Source organism: Alteromonas sp. CH_MED4-4 (assembly GCF_037029575.1).
Lineage (GTDB): Bacteria > Pseudomonadota > Gammaproteobacteria > Enterobacterales > Alteromonadaceae > Alteromonas > Alteromonas macleodii.
Genome location: NZ_JAYMEU010000008.1, coordinates 70,845 through 94,795, shown reverse-complemented (window position 1 = coordinate 94,795; position 23,951 = coordinate 70,845). Strand labels below are relative to the sequence as shown.

19 protein-coding genes are annotated in these 23,951 nt (G+C 45.7%); 3 read left to right on the top strand and 16 right to left on the bottom strand.

Going from position 1 to position 23,951, the window contains the following annotated elements; translation table 11 throughout:
* Positions 1-64: 64 nt before the first annotated feature.
* The 5 genes from WA381_RS07630 to WA381_RS07610 all read right to left on the bottom strand — a co-directional run bounded on the left by WA381_RS07630 (position 65) and on the right by WA381_RS07610 (position 8,418).
* On the bottom strand, positions 65-1,132 hold the full coding sequence (locus WA381_RS07630; RefSeq protein WP_081106076.1) for an MBL fold metallo-hydrolase: 1,068 nt from the start codon (positions 1,130-1,132) through the stop codon (positions 65-67).
* Between the two features lie 245 nt (positions 1,133-1,377).
* Positions 1,378-4,425, bottom strand: coding sequence for an efflux RND transporter permease subunit (locus tag WA381_RS07625; RefSeq protein ID WP_156086210.1), 3,048 nt, complete (start codon positions 4,423-4,425; stop codon positions 1,378-1,380).
* 3 nt (positions 4,426-4,428) lie between these two features.
* The gene (locus WA381_RS07620; RefSeq protein WP_039225671.1) at positions 4,429-5,562 is read right to left on the bottom strand and encodes an efflux RND transporter periplasmic adaptor subunit; all 1,134 of its coding nucleotides are present in this window, start codon (positions 5,560-5,562) and stop codon (positions 4,429-4,431) included.
* 278 nt (positions 5,563-5,840) lie between these two features.
* Positions 5,841-7,766 (bottom strand): monovalent cation:proton antiporter-2 (CPA2) family protein, encoded by a 1,926-nt coding sequence (locus WA381_RS07615; RefSeq protein WP_110287923.1) that lies wholly within the window; start codon positions 7,764-7,766, stop codon positions 5,841-5,843.
* A gap of 1 nt (position 7,767) precedes the next feature.
* On the bottom strand, positions 7,768-8,418 hold the full coding sequence (locus WA381_RS07610) for an NAD(P)H-dependent oxidoreductase (protein WP_014949058.1): 651 nt from the start codon (positions 8,416-8,418) through the stop codon (positions 7,768-7,770).
* 553 nt (positions 8,419-8,971) lie between these two features.
* Here WA381_RS07610 and WA381_RS07605 point away from each other — a divergent pair.
* Positions 8,972-9,466 (top strand): acyloxyacyl hydrolase, encoded by a 495-nt coding sequence (locus WA381_RS07605; RefSeq protein ID WP_101564083.1) that lies wholly within the window; start codon positions 8,972-8,974, stop codon positions 9,464-9,466.
* An 88-nt stretch (positions 9,467-9,554) separates the two neighbouring features.
* Here the strand turns inward: WA381_RS07605 and WA381_RS07600 are convergent, their stop codons facing one another.
* The 3 genes from WA381_RS07600 to WA381_RS07590 are packed head-to-tail and all read right to left on the bottom strand — an operon-like array spanning position 9,555 to position 13,097.
* The gene (locus WA381_RS07600) at positions 9,555-10,304 is read right to left on the bottom strand and encodes a hypothetical protein (protein WP_156086211.1); all 750 of its coding nucleotides are present in this window, start codon (positions 10,302-10,304) and stop codon (positions 9,555-9,557) included.
* Between the two features lie 7 nt (positions 10,305-10,311).
* Positions 10,312-12,609, bottom strand: coding sequence for a xanthine dehydrogenase family protein molybdopterin-binding subunit (locus WA381_RS07595; protein WP_156086212.1), 2,298 nt, complete (start codon positions 12,607-12,609; stop codon positions 10,312-10,314).
* Positions 12,606-13,097: a (2Fe-2S)-binding protein gene (locus WA381_RS07590; RefSeq protein WP_156086213.1), complete on the bottom strand. Its 492-nt coding sequence runs from the start codon at positions 13,095-13,097 to the stop codon at positions 12,606-12,608. The genes WA381_RS07595 and WA381_RS07590 overlap by 4 nt, the downstream gene beginning before the upstream one ends.
* 296 nt (positions 13,098-13,393) lie before the next feature.
* Between WA381_RS07590 and WA381_RS07585 the strand changes: the two genes are divergently transcribed.
* The gene (locus WA381_RS07585) at positions 13,394-13,753 is read left to right on the top strand and encodes a winged helix-turn-helix transcriptional regulator (protein WP_014949063.1); all 360 of its coding nucleotides are present in this window, start codon (positions 13,394-13,396) and stop codon (positions 13,751-13,753) included.
* 49 nt (positions 13,754-13,802) lie between these two features.
* On the opposite strand, the gene WA381_RS07580 is transcribed toward WA381_RS07585, so the two are convergent.
* Positions 13,803-14,078, bottom strand: coding sequence for a putative quinol monooxygenase (locus WA381_RS07580; RefSeq protein WP_014949064.1), 276 nt, complete (start codon positions 14,076-14,078; stop codon positions 13,803-13,805).
* A gap of 293 nt (positions 14,079-14,371) precedes the next feature.
* Between WA381_RS07580 and WA381_RS07575 the strand changes: the two genes are divergently transcribed.
* Positions 14,372-15,649: a diguanylate cyclase gene (locus WA381_RS07575; RefSeq protein WP_110287928.1), complete on the top strand. Its 1,278-nt coding sequence runs from the start codon at positions 14,372-14,374 to the stop codon at positions 15,647-15,649.
* A 43-nt stretch (positions 15,650-15,692) separates the two neighbouring features.
* Here the strand turns inward: WA381_RS07575 and WA381_RS07570 are convergent, their stop codons facing one another.
* The 7 genes from WA381_RS07570 to xdhA are packed head-to-tail and all read right to left on the bottom strand — an operon-like array spanning position 15,693 to position 23,877.
* The gene (locus WA381_RS07570; RefSeq protein WP_156086214.1) at positions 15,693-16,952 is read right to left on the bottom strand and encodes a urate hydroxylase PuuD; all 1,260 of its coding nucleotides are present in this window, start codon (positions 16,950-16,952) and stop codon (positions 15,693-15,695) included.
* Positions 16,953-16,999: 47 nt separating this feature from the next.
* Complete coding sequence (guaD, locus tag WA381_RS07565) at positions 17,000-18,292, bottom strand: guanine deaminase (RefSeq protein WP_049588801.1); 1,293 nt, start codon at positions 18,290-18,292, stop codon at positions 17,000-17,002.
* A 5-nt stretch (positions 18,293-18,297) separates the two neighbouring features.
* Complete coding sequence (gene uraH / locus WA381_RS07560) at positions 18,298-18,624, bottom strand: hydroxyisourate hydrolase (protein ID WP_014976192.1); 327 nt, start codon at positions 18,622-18,624, stop codon at positions 18,298-18,300.
* 59 nt (positions 18,625-18,683) lie between these two features.
* On the bottom strand, positions 18,684-19,187 hold the full coding sequence (uraD, locus tag WA381_RS07555) for a 2-oxo-4-hydroxy-4-carboxy-5-ureidoimidazoline decarboxylase (protein ID WP_156086215.1): 504 nt from the start codon (positions 19,185-19,187) through the stop codon (positions 18,684-18,686).
* The gene (xdhC, locus tag WA381_RS07550) at positions 19,177-20,076 is read right to left on the bottom strand and encodes a xanthine dehydrogenase accessory protein XdhC (RefSeq protein WP_156086216.1); all 900 of its coding nucleotides are present in this window, start codon (positions 20,074-20,076) and stop codon (positions 19,177-19,179) included. The genes uraD and xdhC overlap by 11 nt, the downstream gene beginning before the upstream one ends.
* A complete protein-coding gene (xdhB, locus tag WA381_RS07545; protein WP_156086217.1) occupies positions 20,073-22,439 on the bottom strand; it encodes a xanthine dehydrogenase molybdopterin binding subunit in 2,367 nt (788 codons plus the stop codon). The genes xdhC and xdhB overlap by 4 nt, the downstream gene beginning before the upstream one ends.
* On the bottom strand, positions 22,432-23,877 hold the full coding sequence (xdhA, locus tag WA381_RS07540; protein ID WP_156086218.1) for a xanthine dehydrogenase small subunit: 1,446 nt from the start codon (positions 23,875-23,877) through the stop codon (positions 22,432-22,434). The genes xdhB and xdhA overlap by 8 nt, the downstream gene beginning before the upstream one ends.
* Positions 23,878-23,951: the final 74 nt, after the last annotated feature.

Genomic DNA, 23,951 nt, shown 5'->3' with positions numbered 1-23,951 from the left:
AACATAGAGTTAAGCGAGCAATTAAAAGCCCAGAATAATGAAGCAAGCGCTGTTTATTAGCTACTCACCTTTCGTCTAACCACCAGGTTTTGTTCGGAGCTTCGCCTGCACCCTTAACCGGAACAACTTCGCCAAAGATAGGAATACTGGTGGGAACACCCTTAGTACCAGCAAGGTCTGTGATTTTTATTAAAGGCTCATTCCAATTATGTAGTGCTAAATCAAAGGTACTGTTGTGCACAGGCATCATGACACTCGCTTGAATATCAATATGGGCTTGCAAGCTCTCTTCAGGCAGCATGTGAATGTCAGACCATAGCTCGTTGTATGCGCCGGTTTCAATCATCGATAAATCAAACGGACCGTACTTTTCACCAATAGCTTTAAATCCGTCAAAATAGCCCGAGTCACCGCTGTAAAAGATGTTGGTATTTGCAGATTTGATAACCCAACTTGCCCAAAGAGTTTCGTCTCTATCAAATAAACCTCGCCCTGAGAAATGCTGAGACGGTGTGGCCACTATTTCAATGTCGCTCACTTTTGTATTTTGCCACCAATTTAGCTCAACAACTTTATTTGCATCCACACCCCAGTCACGTAAATGATTGCCAACTTTTAGCGGTGTAATAAACACGTCGACTTTGTTTTTTAGTATTTCAATACTGCCTTTATCTAAATGGTCGTAATGGTCATGACTTATGATAACGGCATCTAATTTAGGCAAGTCTTCCAGTGAAATTGGCGCTTGGTGGAAACGCTTGGGCCCCATCCATTGGACGGGAGAAGCACGTTCACTAAAGACCGGATCGATCAAGATATAACGTTTGGCAAGTTTCAATAGGGTAGTAGAGTGGCCCAGCTTTATCACGCTGTCTTCTGCAACTGCGTCAAGCATTTGTGGTGTAAGTGCCGACACGGGTATGTCAAACGTTGGCGTTGCAGCATCTCTATTGTCACGAAAATACGCTTTGGTGACTTTCCACATGTCTCGCCACGTCGTTTTATATTCAATATGAGTATTAGTGAATTTTTCAGGTTGCGGCGCGCTCGCAGCAAGGGTGTTTGAAGAACCACAGAAAGATGTCATAAATAAAACTCCAACAAGAAAGCGTGTGCGATTAAAAACGGGCATGCTCTCACCTTAAACAAAAAAAGTATACTGCACAGTGTAGTTTACCCATAATAAACTAATTTTGTTAAAAGTAAACTGGTGGGTGTAGTTTTTGTTGAGAAGGATAGATTGCAGCTAAGCGATAGTATGCAGCCAGCATGAGTAGACTCTCCTCATGCTGGCTGTTAACAATATTAGGTCCGCACCGTTTTTGTGCTACCTACACGAACTAGCGCACAACTAATCGAATTTGTTGTGCGTACTTTTTATTCTGACTTTATACCGTGGAACGTACAGTGCAGCACAGGCAATATAAGCAGTGTAAGTACGGTGGCAACGGTCAGACCAAATACAATAACAACTGCCATTGACGCGAAGAACGCATCAGAAAACAGCGGGATCATACCCAGTATGGTGGTAATGGCTGCCATTGAAACGGGACGTACACGAGATACTGACGCGGCTACTACGGCATCGAATGCGCCACTGTTACCCTTTGCCTGTACGTTTATTTCTTCCATTAATACGATCCCGTTTTTAAGCACCATACCAATAAGGCTTAAGCTGCCGAGCAGCGCCATGAACGTAAAGGGTGCACCAACTAGCACCAACCCGCCAATAATGCCGATAGTGGTGAGGGGAATTACGCCCCATATCGCTAACGCCTGACGAAGCTTGCCAAACAGCAAAACGGTGATAATGAACATACCTAATATACCAATAGGCATACTTGCAAATAGGGCGGTTTGCGCGTCTGTTGAGGTCTCATATTCGCCGCCCCATTCAATGTGGTAGCCATCAGGCAGTTGAAGCTCTTCTACAAGAGGGCGAACTTTAGCTTGCACGCTCGCAGCCGTCTCACCGGATAAAGGCATGGGCTCTGCATAAACCGCCAGCATCCGCACCCGGTTGCGGCGTTTGATGATAGGGTTATCAAGCGATACATTCACATTGCTGATAACATCAGCCATGCTTATATATTTACCTTGTTCTTGGCTCCATACGTTGAGTGAGGCGAGGTTATCTATGTCATAGCGCTGGTTTGGATCGTTGCGCATGACAATAGGTATTAAATCGCTACCTTCGCGGTAAAGGCCCACAGTCTCACCTTCATTGTTCAGTAAAAATGCGGTGTGAACGGCATCTCGCGTTACGCCGATACGCCTGGCTTGTTCTTCCAGAAACACAGGTTCAACAAATGGGACTTTGTTGCTCCACGACAAGCGAACGCTGTCCATGGTTTTCTCTGCTTGAAATATCGCTTCAATGTCGCTGCTAATCTCACGCAAAACTTCAGGCTCTGGTCCGTAAATTCTCGCTTCAATTGCCGCTTTTGCAGAAGGGCCTACTTGAAGTGCTTTTACCTTGTATTGCACATTAGGGAAGTCTTCTCGCACCAGCTCGATAATTTCTCGCATACGAGCATCACGAGACTCAACCGTATCAGTTTCAACGATAAGCTGACCATAACTGGCGTATCTGTCTTCTGGCGCATAGGTGAGGGTAAGGCGCTGTGCTCCACCGCCAATAACGCTTGTTACGTTGGCGATATTCTCCATGCCTAACACGTTGTCCTCTAAGCGACGAATAGACTGCTCGGTGGTTAAGATGTCGCTACCTTCAGGCAACCACAAATCGACGAAAAACAGCGGTGTGGATGAATCTGGGAAAAATGCATTTTTTACGAATTTACCTGACGCCATGCTGCCTACTAATGCAATAAGTACCAGTACAATTGTCACGTAACGATGATTGATAGCAGCAGTAAGCACACGCTTGTATACCGTAAAAATAATGCCCTTATATGGGTCGTCATCTTCGTCATTAGTACCGCGCTCTTTTTCAGTTTTAAACAGTAAGTCGAAAAAGAAGGGGGTAATGGTAAGTGCGGTGATCCAACTTAAGAAAAGCGAAAAGCACAGTACCCAGAAGAGGGAGCCGACGAATTCACCTGTGGCATCTGGCGATAGACCAATTGGCGCAAAAGCGGTAATGGCAATCACAGTCGCGCCAAGCAGCGGCAACCCATTTTGCGACACCACGTCTTTTGCCGCCTGAAGCTTGGTTTGTCCTTTTCTCACACCAATCAACATGCCTTCGGTGACCACGATGGCGTTGTCGACCAACATGCCAAGAGCAATAATAAGCGCACCCAAGGAGATTTTTTGCAACTCAATGCCTTTTACCGACATCAGTATAAAAGTGCCAAGAATGGTAAGCACAAGAATGAGCCCCATCAGAACGCCACTGCGCCAGCCCATGAAAAGTAGCAGCACGAAAATAACGATGGCCACGGCTTCAACAAGGTTGATAAGAAAGCCAGTTACAGAATCGTCGACCACTGTGGGCTGGTTGTAAACGGTATCCAGCGTCATACCTAGGGGCATACGCTGCTCTAGCTCGGCAATTTTGCTATCAAGTCGTTTACCTACATCAACTACATTTACCGCCGACGCGAACGACACACCAATTGACAGAGCCGGCGTGCCAGAACTGTGATAAAGGATTGAAGGGGTATCGTTAAGCTTGCGCTCAATAGTCGCAATATCTGTTAAGCGAATAAGGCCGCTTGCAGGTGAGCCAATCACCACCTGACCTAACGCTTCTAGGTTATCAAATTCGCCAGTGGGCTGTATGGACAGGCGCTTGCCCTGAACCTTAATCGACCCCGCGTTGCCCACTACATTTTGCGCGGTTAAAAGGCCTGCAATGGATTCTGCAGAAACGTTTAGGGTTTTCATTTTATCGTGATCTAACGACACAATAATCTGTTCATTAACGGTACCGGCAACCGACACCTTTTTTACACCGTCAACAAGCTGAATCTCTCGCTGCATTAAATCTGCAAAGTCTTCCATTTGCTTAAGGGAGTAGTCTTCGCTTTTAAGGGTAAGTAGCAGGCCAAAAACGTCACCAAAGTCATCATTCACAATCGAGGTGCTGGTGCCAGGTGGCAGTGATGCTTGTGCATCGCCCACTTTACGGCGCAAGTTGTCCCAGTATTGCTCTAGGTCCTTGGCCTGGACACTGCTTTTAAGCTCAACGGTAATTTGTGATAGCCCAACCATGTTTACTGAGCTGATTCGTTTTACGTTGGGTATACGCTGAATCGCCTTTTCAAGCTGCAGCGTTACTTCTTCCTCAACTTGCTCAGGCGTTGCCCCTGGGTATTGAGTAATAACCAGAGCATTTCTAATGGTGAATTCGGGAAACTCTAGCTGACCTAAGCCAAGAAAAGTCACAATGCCGCCAACACCCAAGATGATGGCGACCATCCAGCTAATTACTTTTTGACGAAAAAAATACTCGACCATGGCTTATAGGCCCCCTTCTTTCGTCCACTCCGTAACAGCTTGGCCTTCTTTTACAAGATGAGCTCCAGCAGCAACGATTTTATCATCGTCGTTTAGCGGGCCTTCAACTAACAGACCGTTGGAAATGCCGCGCGTAATCATCACTTCTACTGCTTCTACGGTGCCCTTCGTTGCGTCGCTATCACTAGGCTTAAAACGCCATACAATCGCTTTGTCTGGATCTGCATTGTCGGTAACCACCGCACCAAAAGGTACTAGCCAAAGCTTTGCGTTAGACTCAATGAGTTTCGACATATCAAGTAATACGGTGGCGCTCATGCCCGCTAGAACATTGATGTCGTCTGGTTCTGGCAGAGTAATTGTTACCTCATAGCTAAGCTCGCCTTGTCGCGTGGTGCTTTCGTGATCCTTATACATGGCCGCGTAACGTTTATCTGGCATACCTGAAAAGCTCACCCATGCCATTTCAGATGTACGATTTTCACGGGCTCGTGAGCGATCAATCATACGCATTTTTTGCTCTGGCAATTGAAACGTAACGTCGATTGCACCCGGCATATGAAGCTCGGCAATGGTCTGCTGTGGTACAATGACTTGGTAATTTTCAACAGGAACAGACGCAATAAGCCCCGCAAACGGTGCGCGAAGCTCCGTATAGCTTAGCTGGTCCTGTGCGTTGGTCAGACTGGCTTTAGCGGCTAAAAAATTGGCTTTCGCTTCATCAAAAGTAGAGCGGCTTACCGCGCCTTTTTCAACGGAAGCCTCCATACGTTCAAACATAGCCGATGACACGTCAAACTGAGACTGGGCAGTGGCTAACTGTGCTTTCGCGTCTCTATCATCAAGTCTAGCGATAAGCTGGTTCTCTTTAACTTCCTCGCCCGCTTTTACTTTGAGTTCTTGGAGTTTGCCGCCAATGCGAAACGAAAGGTTCGAATATTCAGCCGCTTCCACTTGCCCCGGGAATTTAGCGATGGTTTCGTCCGAGTGCTGCACTTTATAAAGCGTTACCGGTGTTGATGAGACTGCCTTGGGTGGCGTAGGGGCTTCTTCACACGCACTTAATCCAGCGAGTGCAGTAAATACCATCACAGTGCGCAGGGCTAAGCTGTGAAAGAGACTTTTTTCAGACAACATGGTAACTCTCCATTTAAATAGACCACTTTTTATTCCCACTTAGGCAATGGGTTATCTTGTACAAGGCGCGTGTCAACTTCTGAACGTGAAAGATAAAAAGCCAATATACGACAAGTTTGATATACATACAGGTTATAGCGCTTTTTTCCCTTTTCGATCAGCTTTTTGTTTATTTTTACAAGGCGATAGTATGCTACCGCCCATAAATATTCGTGGGTGACCGGTCACTATCAGACAATTACCTTCTCGAAATACCGCCGGCTAGTTCGCAATTCACCCTAATCAGGGTTTTCATCGGGCGCTAGTTTTTCAGCATATCCTTTAGGCGGTGGAGTCCAGCCACGCATTTTCGAATGCTTGTCGTGTAAATCTGCTTTTAGCGCATTTTCGATTAGCGATTCAAGTTCAATAAAGAGTTTCAGATAATTATTGTCTACTCGTTCTCCGCTGGCCTCATCCGCCCACGCGTGATAAAGCACATCGTTTTGCTGAGCCTCAATATTTTTATACGCCATTTTTTGCCGTTCAACTTGGAAAGGGTGAATGTTGAGTGAGCGAAGTGCCTCTGCGCCCATTTCAAGAGCGCTGTGGTACGTTTCTGATACCACAAAATCTGCGCCCAACTGGCGCAAGCGATACCCATGGCCGCGGTCAAAGGCACGCGCAAGCACTTTAATGTTAGGAAATGCGTGCTTGGCGTATTTCACCATTTCGGCAGCGGTTTCTTTATCGTCTATAGCAATAACTAATAGCGATGCTTCATGAGCGCCAGCAGTATGCAAAATGTCTGGTTTAGATGCATCGCCAAAATAGGCTTTGGTGCCAATCCGTCTGATAAGGTCTATTTGCTCAGAGCGAATATCAAGCACAACGGTATTTACATCGTTGGCCACTAAAAGACGGTTAATGATTTGTCCAAAGCGCCCAATTCCAGCAATAACGACTGTGCCTTTCTCGTCAATTTCATCTTCAGCTCGCTGTGATTTCGCGTTTTTGTAGCGAGGAATGATGGCCTTGTCGAAAAGAATAAAAAGTCCTGGCGTTAGGAACATTGAAATGGCAACAACCAGCGAAAGAACAGAAATAATGTCGCTGGGAAGCACATAGTTTTGCGAGGCAAAACTTAATAGCACAAAGCCAAATTCACCCGCCTGAGCAAGGCTTAATGTGAATAGCCATTTGTTAGTGCCTTTTATTTTAAAAATTAAGGCGATGATAAACAGCACAATGGCTTTCACAAGCATAACAGCTACGGTTAGCCCTGCTATTAGCATTGGGCTCTCACTAAGTACGGAAAAGTTAATGCCTGCGCCTACCGTTATGAAAAAGAGGCCTAACAGTAAGCCTTTAAACGGCTCGATATTAGCTTCAAGTTCATGCCTGAATTCACTGTTTGCTAAAACTACACCAGCCAAGAATGCACCAAGGGCGGGAGAGAGACCTACAAGTCCCATTAGTGCTGCAATTCCTATAATGAGCATGAGCGCAGTGGCGGTAAAAATTTCCCGTAAACCCGATGCAGCAACAAACTTAAATAAGGGGCGACTTAAGTAGTGTCCTCCGATGGTTAAAAAGGCAATTGAGCTAATGATCACAAGACCTGAAGCCCATGGGGCAAGCCCTTCAACTAAATTAAAGCTATCGTGTGACCCTGTATCGCCGCCATGTGCATTTCCTGCTTCGACCAGTTCGGGTATGGCAAGAAGAGGGATAAGCGCAAGCATGGGAATAACCGCGATATCCTGAAACAGCAACACAGAAAAAGCGCTTTTGCCTCCTTCCGTTTTTTGCAGCCCTTTTTCCTGCAACGTTTGTAAAACAATGGCAGTTGAAGAAAGGGCGAATATAAGGCCTATTGTAAGGGCAATGCTAAAAGGCTGATCAAGCAATATGGCTACGCCTGTGATAAGGGCGGTGGTTAACGCTAACTGAAGGCCGCCCAATCCCATTAATTTTGACTTCATCGCCCACAGCGAGCGAGGCTCTAGTTCTAGCCCAACCAAAAACAGCATCATGACTACACCAAATTCAGCAAAATGTTGAATGGCAACAGTTTCGTCACCAACAAGGCCGAATATGGGGCCAATCACTAGCCCTGCTATTAAATAGCCTAGTACAGACCCTAATCCAAGACGCTTCGCAATGGGCACTGCAATTACGGCGGCGACCAGATAGATAAATGCATATAAGAAATAACCAGTCACGTTACTCTCCTTGCGATGTACAAAGGTCTGCGAGATTCTCGATGTGCTTTGCTTTTTCTAGATTCAGGGTGTTAGTGGTCAATTTGTTTAGCAAGGTTGTCCACTTACCTCTATGTTCAGCAACGCGATGCTCTTCTTGCGCGGTACGAGAGCCAAAGATCGCAAAAGGAGCAATGTAGGTCATGTGCGTGATCTGAGCCATTTGCTCTAAAGGCTGGAGCAGTTGCCTGATGGTGTAATGATTAAAGCCATCAGTTTGATAGGCTTCTTCCTTACCGCCTGCACTTAATGCGCAAAGAAATAATTTATCTTTAAGTGCAGTGCCTTCATGCCCATAGGCAAAACCATATTCCAACACTAAATCTTGCCATTCTTTTAAGATTGAAGGTGTGGAATACCAGTAAAGTGGAAACAGAAAAATAATGACATCGTGGTCAACTAAACGCTGCTGTTCCCGCTCAATATCAATATTGAAATCTGGATATTCCGCATACAAGTCAACAGCAGTAACGTGTTTATTCATTTTTGCTTCGTGAAAAAGCGGCACATTTACTTCTGAACGGGTTTGCGCGGGATGGGCAAAGAGAACCAGTACTTTCTTACTTTTCTTAGTGCTCTCTACATTGCTTTCAATGATGTTCTCGTCAGTCATACATTTCTACTCAGTGCTACATCCAGCTCTAGTTGAGCGATAAGGAGCCGTTGATTTTTGATGTGCAAAACACGGCAAAGGTCAAAAGACCCTAGGTTATTCATTAATTCAATCTGTACGTTTAGAGCAAATAAGAATGTGTTTTTCCTCAAAGTTATAAGGTTACTAATATTTATTAGGTTGAAAAAAGTAACCTGATTACCATTATGTACTCACGTATAAAAACAGCTTCTAATAGAAGCGTCGACGGAACACTATTTTTAACTTTTGATTAGGGCCTGTTGACCTTTGATGTACAAATTTTGGTCTAGATGGAAGCCTTTTAATCGCGAAACAGTCCTGCAAGCCTAGTGGGCTAAGTTAAAGGACTGTAACAAAGAGTAAAAGGCTTCCATGACGACCCCTTTGGGCAGCGCCTGTGTGCCACCTATACTGCGTTGAATGTTTTCGATTTAGAACCACTAGACCGTCAAACATTCGTCTTGTCTAGATGGCACACAGACCGCTGCAAAATTGTACAGCAAAGGTCAGCAGGCCCTAGGACAGTATAAACATGAAAACACCAGTAAAAACACTCGCACTTGCATTATCTTTACTTTCTCCCCTTGTTTCTCTTTCTACTCAAGCCCTGCCGCAAGGAAGTGAGCTTAAAGCTGGGGCTGCGGTATGGAACTTGTTTGATGACGCAGACCGTTACGCATTGCACGTCGCCTACATCCATAAACCGCTGGACTCGTTTTACGGTTTACGACCTACCGTACTTCTGGTTAATGCGGACCAAGGCCAACATTACTTCGCAGCGGGTTTGGCAAAAGATGTCTACAAATACAATGACTTTTCAGTACGCGTTGCCTTTCACGCGGGCATTGTTGATGAATCTGAAAATTTAGGCGACACCATTGAGTTCTATTCATCACTTTCCGGACTCTACAATTTCTCTGAATCTTTTTCGCTAGAGGCTGAAATTGGCCATATTTCTAACGGTGGGCTAGGGGACACGAACCCTGGTTCAGAATCGTTTGTATTGAGCGCTCACTACCATTTCTAATCTCGCCTAAACAAGCAATGCCTACTTCGTTCGTTGAACAGCCCGCTTAAAACGCGGGCTGTTCATTTTTGGCAAAGACTTTTTTAACTTAACTTTCTGTCGGGCAAGGTGCGCCGCCGTTAATCCAAACCGACATTGCCTTAGCAAACTGTGCATGTGTCCCAGGAGCAGGTGTTCTGCCTGGGCCGGGGTTCCATGCCCATCTCACTAATGGATCATCACTGACATGATGCTCAAATTCTTTTTTAAACGTTTTCATGTCATCTCTTCCCCCACGTTGAGCAAGAAAAGAGTTCAAACGTGGGTTTAACCAATTGTTGCATAATTTTGAGGGTGTCATGTCGCTGCCAATAATCATGGTAGGAGGCGGCATGTGCCACACGAAACCTGGCATAAGGTCGTTTGCTGCACCAGGCGGCCTGCCGGGTTCACGCGCATTTTCATCTTGGTGACATCCGCGGCAGTTTACGGGGTGCGTTTCGCCAACCTGAACAAACTTTCCATCTTGCACCGCCATTTTCAAGTTATTCACAGAGGTAATGTTCATAGGGTGGGGGACGCTGTTGTCGCCCACTGTCGGTCGGTGAGCGCCATCTTCAATAACACCGTGACAGTTCACACACCGTGGATGTGTTGCTACATCGAACAAGTAGTTAAATGCTGTCGTTGGGTTAGGATCTTGCTGATAAGCTTCAAAAGCAGGTGTTGAGTTAGCCATTTGTGAAGCGTTAGCAGTTAAACTTTCATGATTGCTATCGTCATTTTCATGTAAGCTACACCCGATGAGCATAAGTGCGAATAGGGCGCTTACTCCTAAAGCAGATATCATTTTCATCATACTGCCCTCATGCTTTTAGTGCTGCGGTAACGTGTTGAGCAAGCATGGGCAAATGACGTAGCCGTACACCAATGGCTTGGTACACGGCATTGCCGATAGCCGGCGCGACACCAATAACGCCTGGTTCACCCAGCCCTACTGGAAACTCCTCACTTTCAACAAGTTCAATATCCATCTCTGGGACATCGTTCATACGTAGAGGAAGGTAGGTATGTAAGTTTGTTTTTGAAACCTGACCGTTTTTCACTTCGTTATGTTCAAACAGTGCCAAGCTCAGTCCCCACAGCAGTGAACCTTCAAGCTGTGCCATCGCGCCATCTGGATGAATAACAATACCAGCATCAGACACAACCCATAACTTCTTAACCGTTATCTTTCCAGTACGCTTATTAACGTGAACATGAGCTGCAGTCGCGAGCCAAGCTGGCATAGTGCGTTCTTGACCTGCACTTACGCTATAGCCAATGCCTTCATCAGCACCAAGTTTAACTTTCGCCGTCTTTTTCTTAAGAATTTCAAGCGTATTGGCAAGTCGTGTGGCACCGCCGACACTTTCAGGTGCTTTGCCCCCTTGTTTACCTTTACCATCTAACATAGCAAGTCTGAAGTCGACGGGGTCTTTGTTGGCTTTCACTGCCACTTCGTCAATAAATGATTCTAAGCCCCATACAATCCAACCTTGACCTACCGAACGCAGCCAACCTGGCGTAAACGTATCTTGCGCTACCTTATTGTTAACCGCGCGTGCGCGATGGTGAGACATGGTGTACCAGTGGTCGGCACCAGATGCCGAAAACATATCGACTTTCCCTTCACCGTTTACTCCTGGTGCTAGAAATCCTGGTGCCATTTTTAGTGTTGGCCAGCCTGCCGCTAGCGCATGCTCCATGCCTAAAAATTGATTATTTTCATCGAACGACGCATTAAACAGTGAAGTAGAGGCAGAGCGGGGTTGATCAAATAATGTATCATCCGGGCGCATGAATACCAGTTTGACTGGCTGGCCAGCAGCTTTAGCTGTAAGCAAAGCAGGAACAACCCAATCACCAAAAAGGCGTCGCCCAAAGCCACCGCCAAGATAATACTGGTGAAGGACCACATCACTTTCTGGGACCTCTGCGGCTTTAGCTACAGTAGGAAGTGTTAGGCTCTGCCACTGGTTACCCGTATGTATATGCCATTTACCACCTTTAAATTCAGCAATGGCGTTAAGTGGTTCTAGCTGGAAATGATTGGCAGTCGCTGTGGTGTATAAAGCTTCAATGGTTTGTGCCGCTTGTGTTTGCGCCAGCTCTATATTTCCTTCGTCTACAAAAACGGTGCCTTCCTTACGATCGCGTACAATTCTCTCGCCTTCTTTTTGTATATCAGCTTCAGAAACATTGGCGGTTTTACCGGCGTTGTAGCTAACTTTCACCAAATCAACAGCTTTTATCGCAGTAGGGTAGTCTGTAGCCAATACAGTAACCCAACCTTCGATAGTACCGCTCGGATCGGTAAGCACTTTATAACCTTTATATCCCGGTAGACTCTTAGCCTTACTGTCGTCGACATTTGTTACTGTACTGCCATAACGAGTCGGAGGCAGAATGGGGCGTGCATAAAGCATGTTTTCCACTTCCACATCAATGCCGTATACCGCAGTACCGTTAGTTTTAGGCGGGATGTCGAGTGCTTTGTAGTCTGCGTTAACACCGATAAGGTGGCGTTTTTTACCCGGTTTAATTGGCAATTCAGCAAGCTCATCTGCACTGAATGTTTTGTCTACTTTGCCATTCGCTACGATATCGCCGTAGCTAATTTTTTTGTTACCTGAGATAACAAAGCCTTTTTCTGCCTTACAACTATCGGCAGGCACGCCAAGTAGCTTCGCACCTGCATCAATTAACACCATGCGGCCAGCGGCGCCCGCCTGAGACATTGGCTTGTAAGTATGGAAAATTGACCAAGAGCCGCCTGTTACCATGTAGCCCCATTTCGGGTCTGTATCAACGTGAACTATAGACACTTTCTCCCAGTCGCACTCAAGCTCATCAGCCAAGATTCTAGCGATTGGCGTGCCGATATGCTGACCCATTTCCGCTTTGGCTATGTTGACGGTAACGTTGCCATCTGTATCCATTTCAAACCAAATATTTGGAGAAAACTGTTTGGCTTCAATACTTTCTTTCGCCGACAGCAGGGATGGAATAGCGGCAGCACCAAATGCCATGAATAAAGACGTTTTCACTGATCCCACTATAAAAGACCGGCGAGATAAGTTGATCATGTCTTTCTTTTCTTGAGAGATATTTTTCATGCTCATGCGTTTTCCCCTTCTGATGAAGCGGTTGGATCAAAGTATTGAACAGAAGACGTTGCAGCGCGCTTAATCGCCTTTTTTATGCGCGCGTAAGCCATACAGCGGCAATAATTGGTGCTCATGTGATTAACAATATCTTGGTCGCTCGGGTTTGGATCTCTATCTAGCAATGTCGCTGCTTGCATGATTTGGCCAGACTGGCAATAGCCACACTGAGGAACCTGCTCTTCTACCCAAGCAGATTGCAGCGGATGCGCGTTGTTGAAGCTTTCAATAGTGTTTACGTTCTTATCTTTAGCTAACGAAACGGGATAGGAGCAAGAGCGAATAGCGTTACCATCAATATGTACCGTGCATGCGCCACACATCGCTACACCGCACCCAAACTTGGTACCTTTTAGTCCAAATTCATCGCGTATTACCCAAACGAGAGGCGTATCTGATGCAGCATCTGTCTGCACTCTTTTTCCATTTAACGTAAATTCAATCATGGTTTGTGTCACCGTGAAGTTAATGTTTAATATGCTCTCGCCAAGGCGCTGTACTTGGTTTGAACGGTCGGTTTTGCCTGTTTTAATTGGTATTATTAAAATCTGGCCGCGTTGGCTCTCCCTTTAATAACCGCTCACTCCATAGACGCCCGAATGAACCTTTCGAATTGGAGTTAGACTAATTAACTAAAGGTATACTAGAGGCCAAACTTGCTTATGTGGTCTATTTTAGTTACCTTGTTCAAACAAACAATTAGTATACTTTTAGTAACTAGGTGGCTTTTTTAGGAAAATAGATGGAAAGTGAAATAAAAACAGACGCTAAGGGTAGAAAAACCGTTCTAAATACTTGTACAGAGCCTTGTGCTATAGAGCGTGGAATGCGCCTAATTGGTGGAAAGTGGACGGGTTCTATTATTTATCATCTCAAAGATGAGCCTGTTAGATTTAACGACCTGTGTAGAATGCTTGGCGGCGCCAGCCGGAAGATGGTTGATCAGCGCCTTAAAGAGCTGGAAAACAACGGTATGGTGATCCGCAACGTTATCGACTCTCGTCCAATTGCGGTTGCTTATAGTCTCACCGAGTTTGGGCGCTCAGCGCTAGATATTCTCGAACAGCTAAGAGTCTGGTCTGAAAACCACACGAATGATTAAATACCGCTAGCGGTGAGCATTTATCTCACCGCATTTGCTTTATAAAGAGCTAGACCGACACTAGCGGTAATCGAAGTACTTTTTCAACAAGCTCTCCGGCTTTTTCTTGGAAACCAACAAAGTGTTCAGTAGCTTCATGAGCATCAAGGGCATCCTGAGATTGCCATTTCTCCGTAATAACAAACACACCCTCTTCACTTGCATGTAGGTCATACATCACTGCGCCGACTTCTTCTCGGCTTGATTTAACCAAGGGTAACAATGCGTCTAAAAGTGCATCTTGTTGGTTTGGTTGAGAATAGATTACGACTGAAAACTCGATCATTTTACTGTCCTATTGAGAAAAAACGCTAACATAGGCAACTAACGGAGTAATGGTTAGCGTTTAAAGCTGACTAGCAACTTTTTTCAGGTGAAAAGCAATCTCCACCATCAAATGCCTTTTACCGCTATGTCGCAGTTAGACGCTATCTAAGCCTTTTTCTTAGATGCATTTTTTAGCGAATGAAAAAAGTTAATCTATAATGATTTATACTAAAGTATAAAAGGGTGCTCATTATCCTTTGAGTGCCACCTCTTGAGGCGACGGAATGCAATTACCGAACGGGGCGATGCCCTATGTTTGAAAAAACTTTTCACTTTTGTCCTGTTGGGCTCGCTCACGTAAGCGTGGATGGAAGCTTTATACGTGTAAATAAGCGACTGTGTGATTTTTTAGGATATTCTGATGAAGAACTAACGACGTTAACCTTTCAAGAATTAACTGCGCCAGATTATCTTGATGAAGATCTAAGTTACTTAGAGCGCCTGATGGCAGGTGATATCGATGACTATGCGATTGAAAAGCGATATGTAAGGCGCGATGGCGAGCAAGTTTGGGCGAAGTTAACAGTGTCTTTAGTAAGAGATCAGCGCGGCAACCCAGACTATTTTATTTCTATTGTGGAAGATATCGACGAGAAAAAGCGCATCCAGTCTGAGCTCTTTCAAGTTGATGCCTTGTTTAGCAAAATTGTTAGCGCATTTTCTGATAGAACGTTTATATGGGTGGCGACGCCAGACTTGTCTAAACTGCAATACGTTAACGATGGCTATTCAAACATATTCGGTCGCAACGAGTACGAACTTTACTGTAACCCTATGAGCTTTATTGATCATGTACATGAAGATGATAAAGCACGGGTGTTAAAACTGTTCAGTCAACGCCCTTTGCAGAATTGGGATATTCAATATCGTATATACGACTCGAAGGGCGAAGTGAAGTATCTTCACGATCGCGGAAGCTTGATATTTGACGACCGTGAAATGCAGTCGCTTATCTTAGGTACGGCCGACGATATAACAAGAGAGAAAACGCAGCAGCAAGCTCTGATGAGCGCCGTCACTAAATTAGAGCACCTGTCGAAAACCGACTCGCTCACTGGACTTGCCAATAGGAGAGAGATATTTAGCCAGTTAAGTGACGAAATTTCTCGTATGGATCGTGGCCAACAAACGTCAACGCTTGTTTATATAGACTTAAACAAATTCAAAGAAATTAACGATAAATATGGTCACAAGGTAGGAGACAAGGCGCTTGTTGAGTTCTCTGAAAGAATGAGTAGTTTGTTGCGTGATAGTGATAGATTCGGTCGTATTGGCGGAGATGAATTTGTGATCCTGCTCTATGGCACGGGTGAAAAGGAAACGGAAGCTTTTTTTAATAGGGTTGCCCAAAGCGACTTTGAAGTTAATGTAGATGGCAATAAGGTAGTACCAATTGGCTTCAGTGTTGGCTGGGTTGAGTGGAGCGAAGGGATTGAAACCGTGCAGGAGTGGCTAGATAAGGCCGATGAGGTAATGTACGGAAAAAAGCGTTATCAGCAAGTTTTAACCGCGATTGATAAAGCGATGTAGACAGCTATTCCTGAGACTCGATATCTACATCGCTTTCGCCATTCTATTTTTGTCTTTGAGCGAACCAGCGCGCTATTTCCTGACGCTCTTCGTCTGTCATTTTTGTCTTGTTTAAAAATGGCATGTCTTTGGTCACAGTGGTTCTTCGAACCACTTGTGGCGCAAACCTTTCAATATCTTCCCACGTATCTAATACTACGCCTAAAGGCGCGACTTTAAAGATATCGTCGGTTGGCGTGCGCGAGTGGCAACCCACACAATGGGTTGTAATTAAGCTTACTACTCGCTCATTGCTTACTTCAGAACTCGCTTGGGCGACTGCATTGTTAGCCGTTACTTTTTTACCTACTTCATCGACAAGGCTTACATCTTTATGTCCTTCATTCGATGTATGTGATGGCGACTGTGGCCATGACACCCATAGCGCTATTGCTAGCATAGCGACTGCACCAGACACTAAAATACCAGGTTTAGTGGTGCCCACATGACGCAAGTTAAAGAAATGACGTATCCAAGCGGCAGCGGCCATTATCGCAATGAGTACCAGCCAATTTTGCGAGTGTTGATACGTCATGGGGTAATGATTTGAAATCATGATAAACAGCAGTGGCAGCGTAAAGTAGTTATTGTGTACCGAACGCAATTTAGCGCTCGCCCCCCAATTAGGATCAATATCTTTCTTATCGGCTACAGCTGCTACCATTTTGCGCTGGTTCGGCATGATGTTGAAAAAGACATTTCCTGCCATGATAGTGCCAATAAGCGCACCAACATGAATATAGGCACCGCGACCGCTAAACCACTGGGTAGACAGGTAGCTGACAATACAAACAAGCGCGACTAATCCAATACCAAAGGCAAGTGGATACTTTGCCAATGGGCTACGACACGCAAATTCGTATAAGGCTAGTCCGCCAAAGATTAACCCTAAACCTAAAGATATTGCCGTGGTCGGTGACATGGCGTTTACCGAAGGGTCGATAAGATAAGCGCTAGCACCAAAGTAATAAACAATTATGAGTAGTGCGAAGCCCGATAACCACGTGGTATAGGCTTCCCACTTAAACCAGTGCAGTGTTTCTGGCATTTTCTCTGGGCCATAGGCGTATTTTGCGACCTCATAAAAGCCGCCACCGTGAATAGCCCATAAGTCGCCTTTGATACCTTTATCCTGCTTCCATTTAGGTGGCGTGCGTAGATTGTTATCCAACCAAATGAAGTAAAACGACGCGCCAATCCACGCTACACCCGCTACAACGTGGAACCAACGTACAAATAAACTTATCCAATCTAGCCACGGCATTATTGTTCTCCTTATTTAGGGCCCAAAGGCCCTACAGCAGCCTGTTATTAATGATGTTCTTTTTTATAGCGGCAGGTGCCGCTTATCCACGTTTGGTCGATAGCGCGGTCATCACCTAAAATACTCAAGGCAAAAAACACATCGTCAAAGTCCGCGTCTTCTTTTATTCTCAATTGTGTCAATTCGTCAAACCTAGGCTCAACAACGATAAAGTCAGCAGTGGTGCCTGGGTTTAAGTTGCCTATTTCATGATCAAGCGCATGAGCTACGGCCGCGCCTTGGGTCATAAGATAAAAGCCTTCTAACGGGCTGATGGGCTCGCTGCGCAATTGACTAACCTTGTATGCATCGCCGTAGGTTTTAAACATGTTAAACGTAGTGCCTGCACCCACATCGGTGGCCATGGCCACATGGACCTTGTTAGCACGCGCTGCGGTCATATCAAAAAGGCCACTTCCTAAAAACAGGTTAGATGTCGGACAGAAGGCCACCGTAGCGCCGCTTTCGCCTAAGCGTGCCCATTCGTTAGGCGTAAGGTGAATGCCATGGCCAAACACCGCACGTTCACGCACAAGGCTGTAGGTGTCATATACATCTAAATAGCCGTCCGCTTTAGGGAATAAGCTCTTCACCCATGCAATCTCGTCTAAGTTCTCAGACAAGTGTGTTTGAATGAAAACGTCGGGATACTGCTTGGCAAGTTCCCCTAATGCAGCAAGCTGAGCTTCAGTACTGGTTGGCGCAAAACGGGGCGTTAGCGCATAGCGGTTGCGGCCCTTGTTATGCCAAGCTTCGATTAATTCTGCACTGTCAGCTTGTGCTGTGTCGGCGCAGTCATTAAGCGCACTAGGGCAATTCCTGTCCATACATACTTTACCGGCCACAATTGCCATATCAATTTCGCTTGCTGCACTAAATAATGCGTGGCTACTGCTTTTATGAACCGTAGTAAAAACAAAACCTGTGGTAGTACCGTTCTTTAGCAATTGGCGCAAAAATACGTTAGCAATGGTTTTAGCGTGTTCACTGTCAGCAAACTGCATTTCTGTGGGAAACGTATAGTTTTCAAGCCAGCTCAACAGCTGTTCGCCATAATGAGCTATGCTCTGTGTTTGCGGATAATGCAGGTGGCTGTCTATTAAACCTGGCAAAATCCACTTGCCTGAAAAATCTGTCACAGTGGCAGCCGGGTAGCGCTTTGCTATCTCTTCAAATGTGCCAATGTCTTTTATTTCTTTATTGTCTACTAACAAACCACCGTCTTTGAATATAGCGATGTCATTATCGAACTGTGTAGTTTGGTTAGGAAAGTGCGCAATGCTTGCACGAAAAAGCTGCATGTTTGTTAGCTGCCCCTGTAGCTGCTGAAACCGAATGGAGAGATAAGAAGTGGCACATGATAATGGCCGCCATTCTCATCAAGTTCAAATGTAATATCAATGTGTGGGTAGAAACTTTTGCCATGCGTTTCTACAAGGTAAGGCTTGCAGTGAAAGCGCAGGGTATAAACGCCTGCGGCAAAACCGTCTTCAACGCCCCAGTTGTTAAAACGCCCGTCATTATCCGTTTCACCCGAAAGGGTGCTACCGTCAGGTAGTGTAAGTGTAAGGGCAATGCCTTGTGCTGGCTTACCTAATGTAGTGTCGAGTACGTGGCTAGAAAGCGTATTCATACTGTTTTCCTTAAAAACTATTCAATGCGTATTGACCATATTTTTGAAAATACGGGGGGTTAATCCAGCGCTTTGTTAATACGCAATAGGGTTATCTTTATTTGCTCTGCAGCAGCATTGGTAATCTCTTGCTGTGTGGTATTGGGTAGCCTAGCTTGTAATGCTTCTAACATAGTCTGCGCAGAAAGACCGGTGGCACAAATAATAAAGATAAACCCATGCTTGTCTAAATAGGCGTGATTGGCTTCTTTTAACTGGTGTAAAACGGCCTCGGACGCGCTGGCTGTACCCGACTGCTCGCCCGCAGCAATGGCTTTGGTCTTTGCAAACTTTTTGCGCAACGAATCAACGTCACCAATCATGGGGTGTGCCGTAAAAGCTTCAAGGTAGTCGTCATCACTGCACTTGGCCCACGCGCTCTTCGCTTGATTAACAAGTGCATTCTTGTCGCTGTAGGGACGTGCTTTTACCATTTGATAAACCCAGGTTTTCGCCGCGCAGCATTGCTCAAACCAAGAAGACGCCTCTTCAGCGCTTAGCGTATTTAATTTTTTAAGTGTCACTGGTGGTGTCCTTTTCTTTGTGAAACGCTGTAGCGGGTTTCTCACTGTCTTTGCTACTGTTGCCCGCCGTTACTTCTTTTTCATGAAGACGTTCGATAATTTGCGCAGATATAGAAACGGCAACTTCAATAGGTTGCTTGCCTGGAATATCTCGGTTACCTATAGGCGTAAATAGCCTAGCCAGCGCGTTGTCGTCAAACCCACGCTGAGTCAGCTTGGTAATAAAGCGCTTTGCTTTGGTGTCTGAACCAATTAACCCAACAAAGGGGAGGGAAGGTTGCTTTAACGCCTGTTCTGTAATGCGATAGTCCAATTGATGATCGTGGGTGAGTATAATCAGCCAACTGTTCTCATCAAGGTGTCTAACTTCGCTCTCTGGTGCTTCTTCCACGACTTTGTGCACGTTGGCTGGCAAAGACGATGGAAACAGTTCCTCGCGACTGTCTATCCACGAAATGCGTACAGGCAATTGAGCCAAAATAGGCACCAATGCTTTTGCAACATGGCCAGCACCAAAAATGGCGATGTGCTGCTGATGAACGTTACACACGTCAAATAGCACCTTTACTGCGCCGCCGCAGCACTGTCCTAAAGAACTGCTTAACGGGTAGCTGTAAAGTTCAGTGCATGCTTCGCCTTTTGCAAGGTACTTTCGTGCGCGGGCAATGGCATCAAACTCAAGGTGCCCGCCGCCAATGGTATCGATGCTTTGTGAAGCGGTAACCACCATTTTACTACCGGGTTCACGAGGCGTAGAGCCTGCAGTGCCAACCACAGTCACAAGCACATAGCCTTCATTGCGCTCTTGGCATTCGGCTATTCCCTCATGCCAGTTTGTTGCACGAAATGATTGGGGCGCGCGAGATGACTTTGCTGCCGTGAGTGTCATAAAACACCGCCTCGACTGGACGACTGCTGCATAGCACTTACTGCATTTAACACCCGTTCTGGTGTGGCTGGTGTATCTAGCTGCGGATCAACTGTGTAGCCAGATAGGCTAGATATGGCGTCTTTAAGGGCGCACCACACTGAAATAGCCAGCATAAATGGTGGCTCGCCAACCGCTTTTGAGTGGTAAATGCTGTCTTCAGCGTTCTTTCTACCAAACAGCTTCACATTAAACTCTTTTGGCGTATCGCCAATAGCTGGAATTTTATAGGTCGCCATATTTTCACTTATCAGCTTACCCGCTTCATTCCATTTAAGGTCTTCTGTGGTAAGCCAACCCATACCTTGAATAAACGCGCCTTCTATTTGGCCAATATCAATGGCAGGGTTAAGGCTGTTGCCAACATCGTGGAGGACGTTAACTTTATCTACCGTATATTCACCGGTAAGTGTATCGACAGAGACTTCGCTCATTGAGACGCCATAGGCAAAATAGAAAAACGGACGGCCTTCACCGGTGTCGCGGTTATACTGTAATTTTGGGGTTTTGTAGAAACCGCTTGAAGACAAAGATACACGAGCAAAATACGCTTGCTGCACAAGCTCGGTAAAGGTAATTTTGTGCTCATCCAATACCACGTGCTCATTAATGAATAGCACGTCGCCAGCGCGGTTCTCTAGACCTAAGCTTTTGGCAAAGCACTCGGCCAAACGGGCTTTTAGCGTAATACATGCATTTTGTACGGCTTTTCCGTTTAAGTCAGTGCCGCTTGAAGCTGCTGTTGGTGAAGTGTTAGGTACTTTGTCAGTGCGTGTTGCAGTGACTTCAATCATATCCAAATCTAGTCCAAATTCATTGGCTGCAATTTGGCCTATTTTGGTGTGAAGCCCTTGGCCCATTTCAGTACCACCATGGTTCACCTGAATACTACCATCAGTATAAATGTGCACTAAAGCGCCAGCTTGGTTTAAATGCTTCGCGGTAAATGAAATGCCAAACTTAACCGGCGTTAGCGCTAAACCTTTCTTAATCACCGGGCTTTCGCGGTTAAACGCTGCAATAGCTTCACGGCGCTGCCAATACTGAGCGGTTTCTTCTAGCTCGGCAATCATATCGGGCAGAAGGTTATGTTCTACCTTCATTCCGTAGGGGGTAAAACTACCTGTCGTGGGGCCGTATAAATTACGTTTTCTTACCGATAGGGGGTCGCTGCCAATAGCACGGGCAATTTTATCAATCATGGCTTCAGCCATAATCATGCCTTGCGGTCCGCCAAAGCCTCGATAAGCGGTGTGCGATACCATATTGGTTTGCAATCTGTGACCAACAATGTCGCTATCACCTAAGAAATAACCGTTGTCCGCATGGAACATGGCTCTATCGACAATGGCGTCAGATAAATCAGGCGAGTGCCCACAAATACCGTTGATTGTCATGCGGGTGGCTTCAATTTTACCTGTCCCGTCAAAGGCCACGTCGAACTCGTTTTCGAATGGGTGACGTTTGCCAGTAACATGCATATCGGTGAAGCGTGGTAAGCGAAGCTTAACCGCACATTGATTGCGCGATGCCAGCAGAGCCGCTATACAGGCCCATTGCGCGGCTTGCGTTTCTTTTCCGCCAAAGCCGCCGCCCATACGTCGCATGTCTACCATTACACGGTGCAATTTTACATCGAGTACTTCGGCAACGAGTTTTTGTACCTCACTGGGATGTTGACTAGACGTATAGATTTTCATGCGATCTTCTTCATCAGGGATCGCAAGGCTCACTTGTCCTTCTAAGTACATATGTTCCTGTCCACCAATACTGAGCGTACCATGTGCTTGGTGGATCGCTTTTTCAAATGTACTTTCAACGCGGTCAGTATGTTGGCCGAACCGATGTAGGGGACGCACAAACGTTTGCTGCTGGTGCGCAGCTTCGGCACTAAGTATAGGTTTGGCTTCACTCACCTCTACTTTCCCTTTTAGCGCAGCTTGTCGGGCAAGGTTTACCGAAGTGGCAAGCACTGCAAATACAGGCTGACCGAAGAATTTGATTTCGCCATTAGCAAGTAACGGATCGCCTTCGAACACAGGTCCAATATCTTTATGGCCAGGCACGTCGTCAATCGTAACCACATCTACAACGCCTTCACTTTGGCGAACAGCGTCAAGATTTATCGAGTTAATCGTACCTTTTGCGCATTGGCTTACACCAACGGCAGCATAAAGAGTGCCTTGAGGTTCAATAACATCGTCAACATAGTTGGCGCTGCCTTGTACTTGGCGTGTTGCGCTCTCGTGCTTTTTAGATACGTGAACGACACTTTGCTTGTCGTTTTGTTGAAGTGGATTAGGGGCATCAATTAACTTACGCATGCTGCACCACCCGTGTTTCAATTTGGTTTGCTGTTTGGTTTTCTAACCAGAAGCGATGCCACAGGTTAGCTAAAACAGTTTTACGGTATTGGGCTGTAGTGCGCACATCATCGATAGGTGAAAATGCATCGAATAAGACTTGTTTGCCCAACGTTAAACATTCGTTGCTAGCGAACTGCTTACCTTTCAAAACGTTTTCTAACGCATTGCAGGTTGACGGAACTGCTGCTACACCACCAAAGCCACTGCTAATGGCTTCTACCTTACCGTTGCCGAGTGTGACATTAAATACGGCGCATACTGCAGAAATATCATCTTCAAATCGTTTCGATATCTTATATGCAGCTAATGCTTGATTGGGCTGTTTTAATGGTATTTCTATTGCACTTATCCATTCATCTTTCGCCAGCATGGTCTCGCGATAGCCTGTGAAGAATGTGCTAATTGGGATCATACGAACGCTCTCGCCGTTATCTAAATGCAGTATGGCATTCAATGCGAGTAATAACGGCGGCATATCACCAATAGGGGAAGCGTTAGCCACGTTACCGCCAATGGTAGCCTGATTGCGGACAGGCAACGAGGCAAATCGGGTAACAAGCTCAGCCACTTGCGGAAATGCATTTAGTAATAAAGGTGCCGCATCATTTAGCGGTACAGCTGCACCAAGAATAAGAGAATGCTCGCTTTTGGTGCATTGTTTTAGTGCATCAATATGCGTCACACTGATAAGCGTTTCTACATCTTTTAGCTGTTGCGTGAACTGAAGGCTTAAATCCGTGCTGCCAGCGACTAGCTGTGCAGTTGGATGCGCTTGAATCAGAGTCTTCAGTTCTTCGCGAGACGTTGGCGTATGGATATTTCCCGTACCAGTGGGTTTCTCACCAGATAATGACAGTAATGTAGAAAGGGTGGCAGCTTGGCGTGCAGTGAATTGATCATCAGGTGTTTGTTCGCACACCGCCATCGTAGCGTCGATAATAGGGCGGTAGCCTGTGCAGCGACATAAGTTGCCTGATAAAGCGTGCAGCACATCGTCGCGATTTGGTTTTGTATTGCTGTGATATAAGGCGAACATCGACATGATAAAACCAGGCGTGCAAAAGCCACACTGAGAACCATGGTGATCAACTAACGCCTGCTGTACGGGGTGTAAGTGTTTACCATCGTTTAAATGCTCAACAAATAAAAGCTGCTTACCATGAACTGCACTCATTAGCGTGATGCAGCTATTCACTGTTCGATAATTAAGTTCTGCAGCGCTATTTGAAGAGGCTGGTTCCACAAGTACTACGGTACACGCACCGCAGTCTCCTGCTGCACAGCCTTCTTTTGTGCCTGTTTTTTTGCGATGCTCGCGAATAAATTGTAGAAGGGTGAGGTCGGCCCGCGCTTCATTTAATTCAACGACATCGTTATTTATTAGAAAGCGAATCATACTCACACCTTCTTGTAATATTCATTCTTGTATTCATTAATATAGCTGTATTTTTTCAATAAAAGTAGACCATT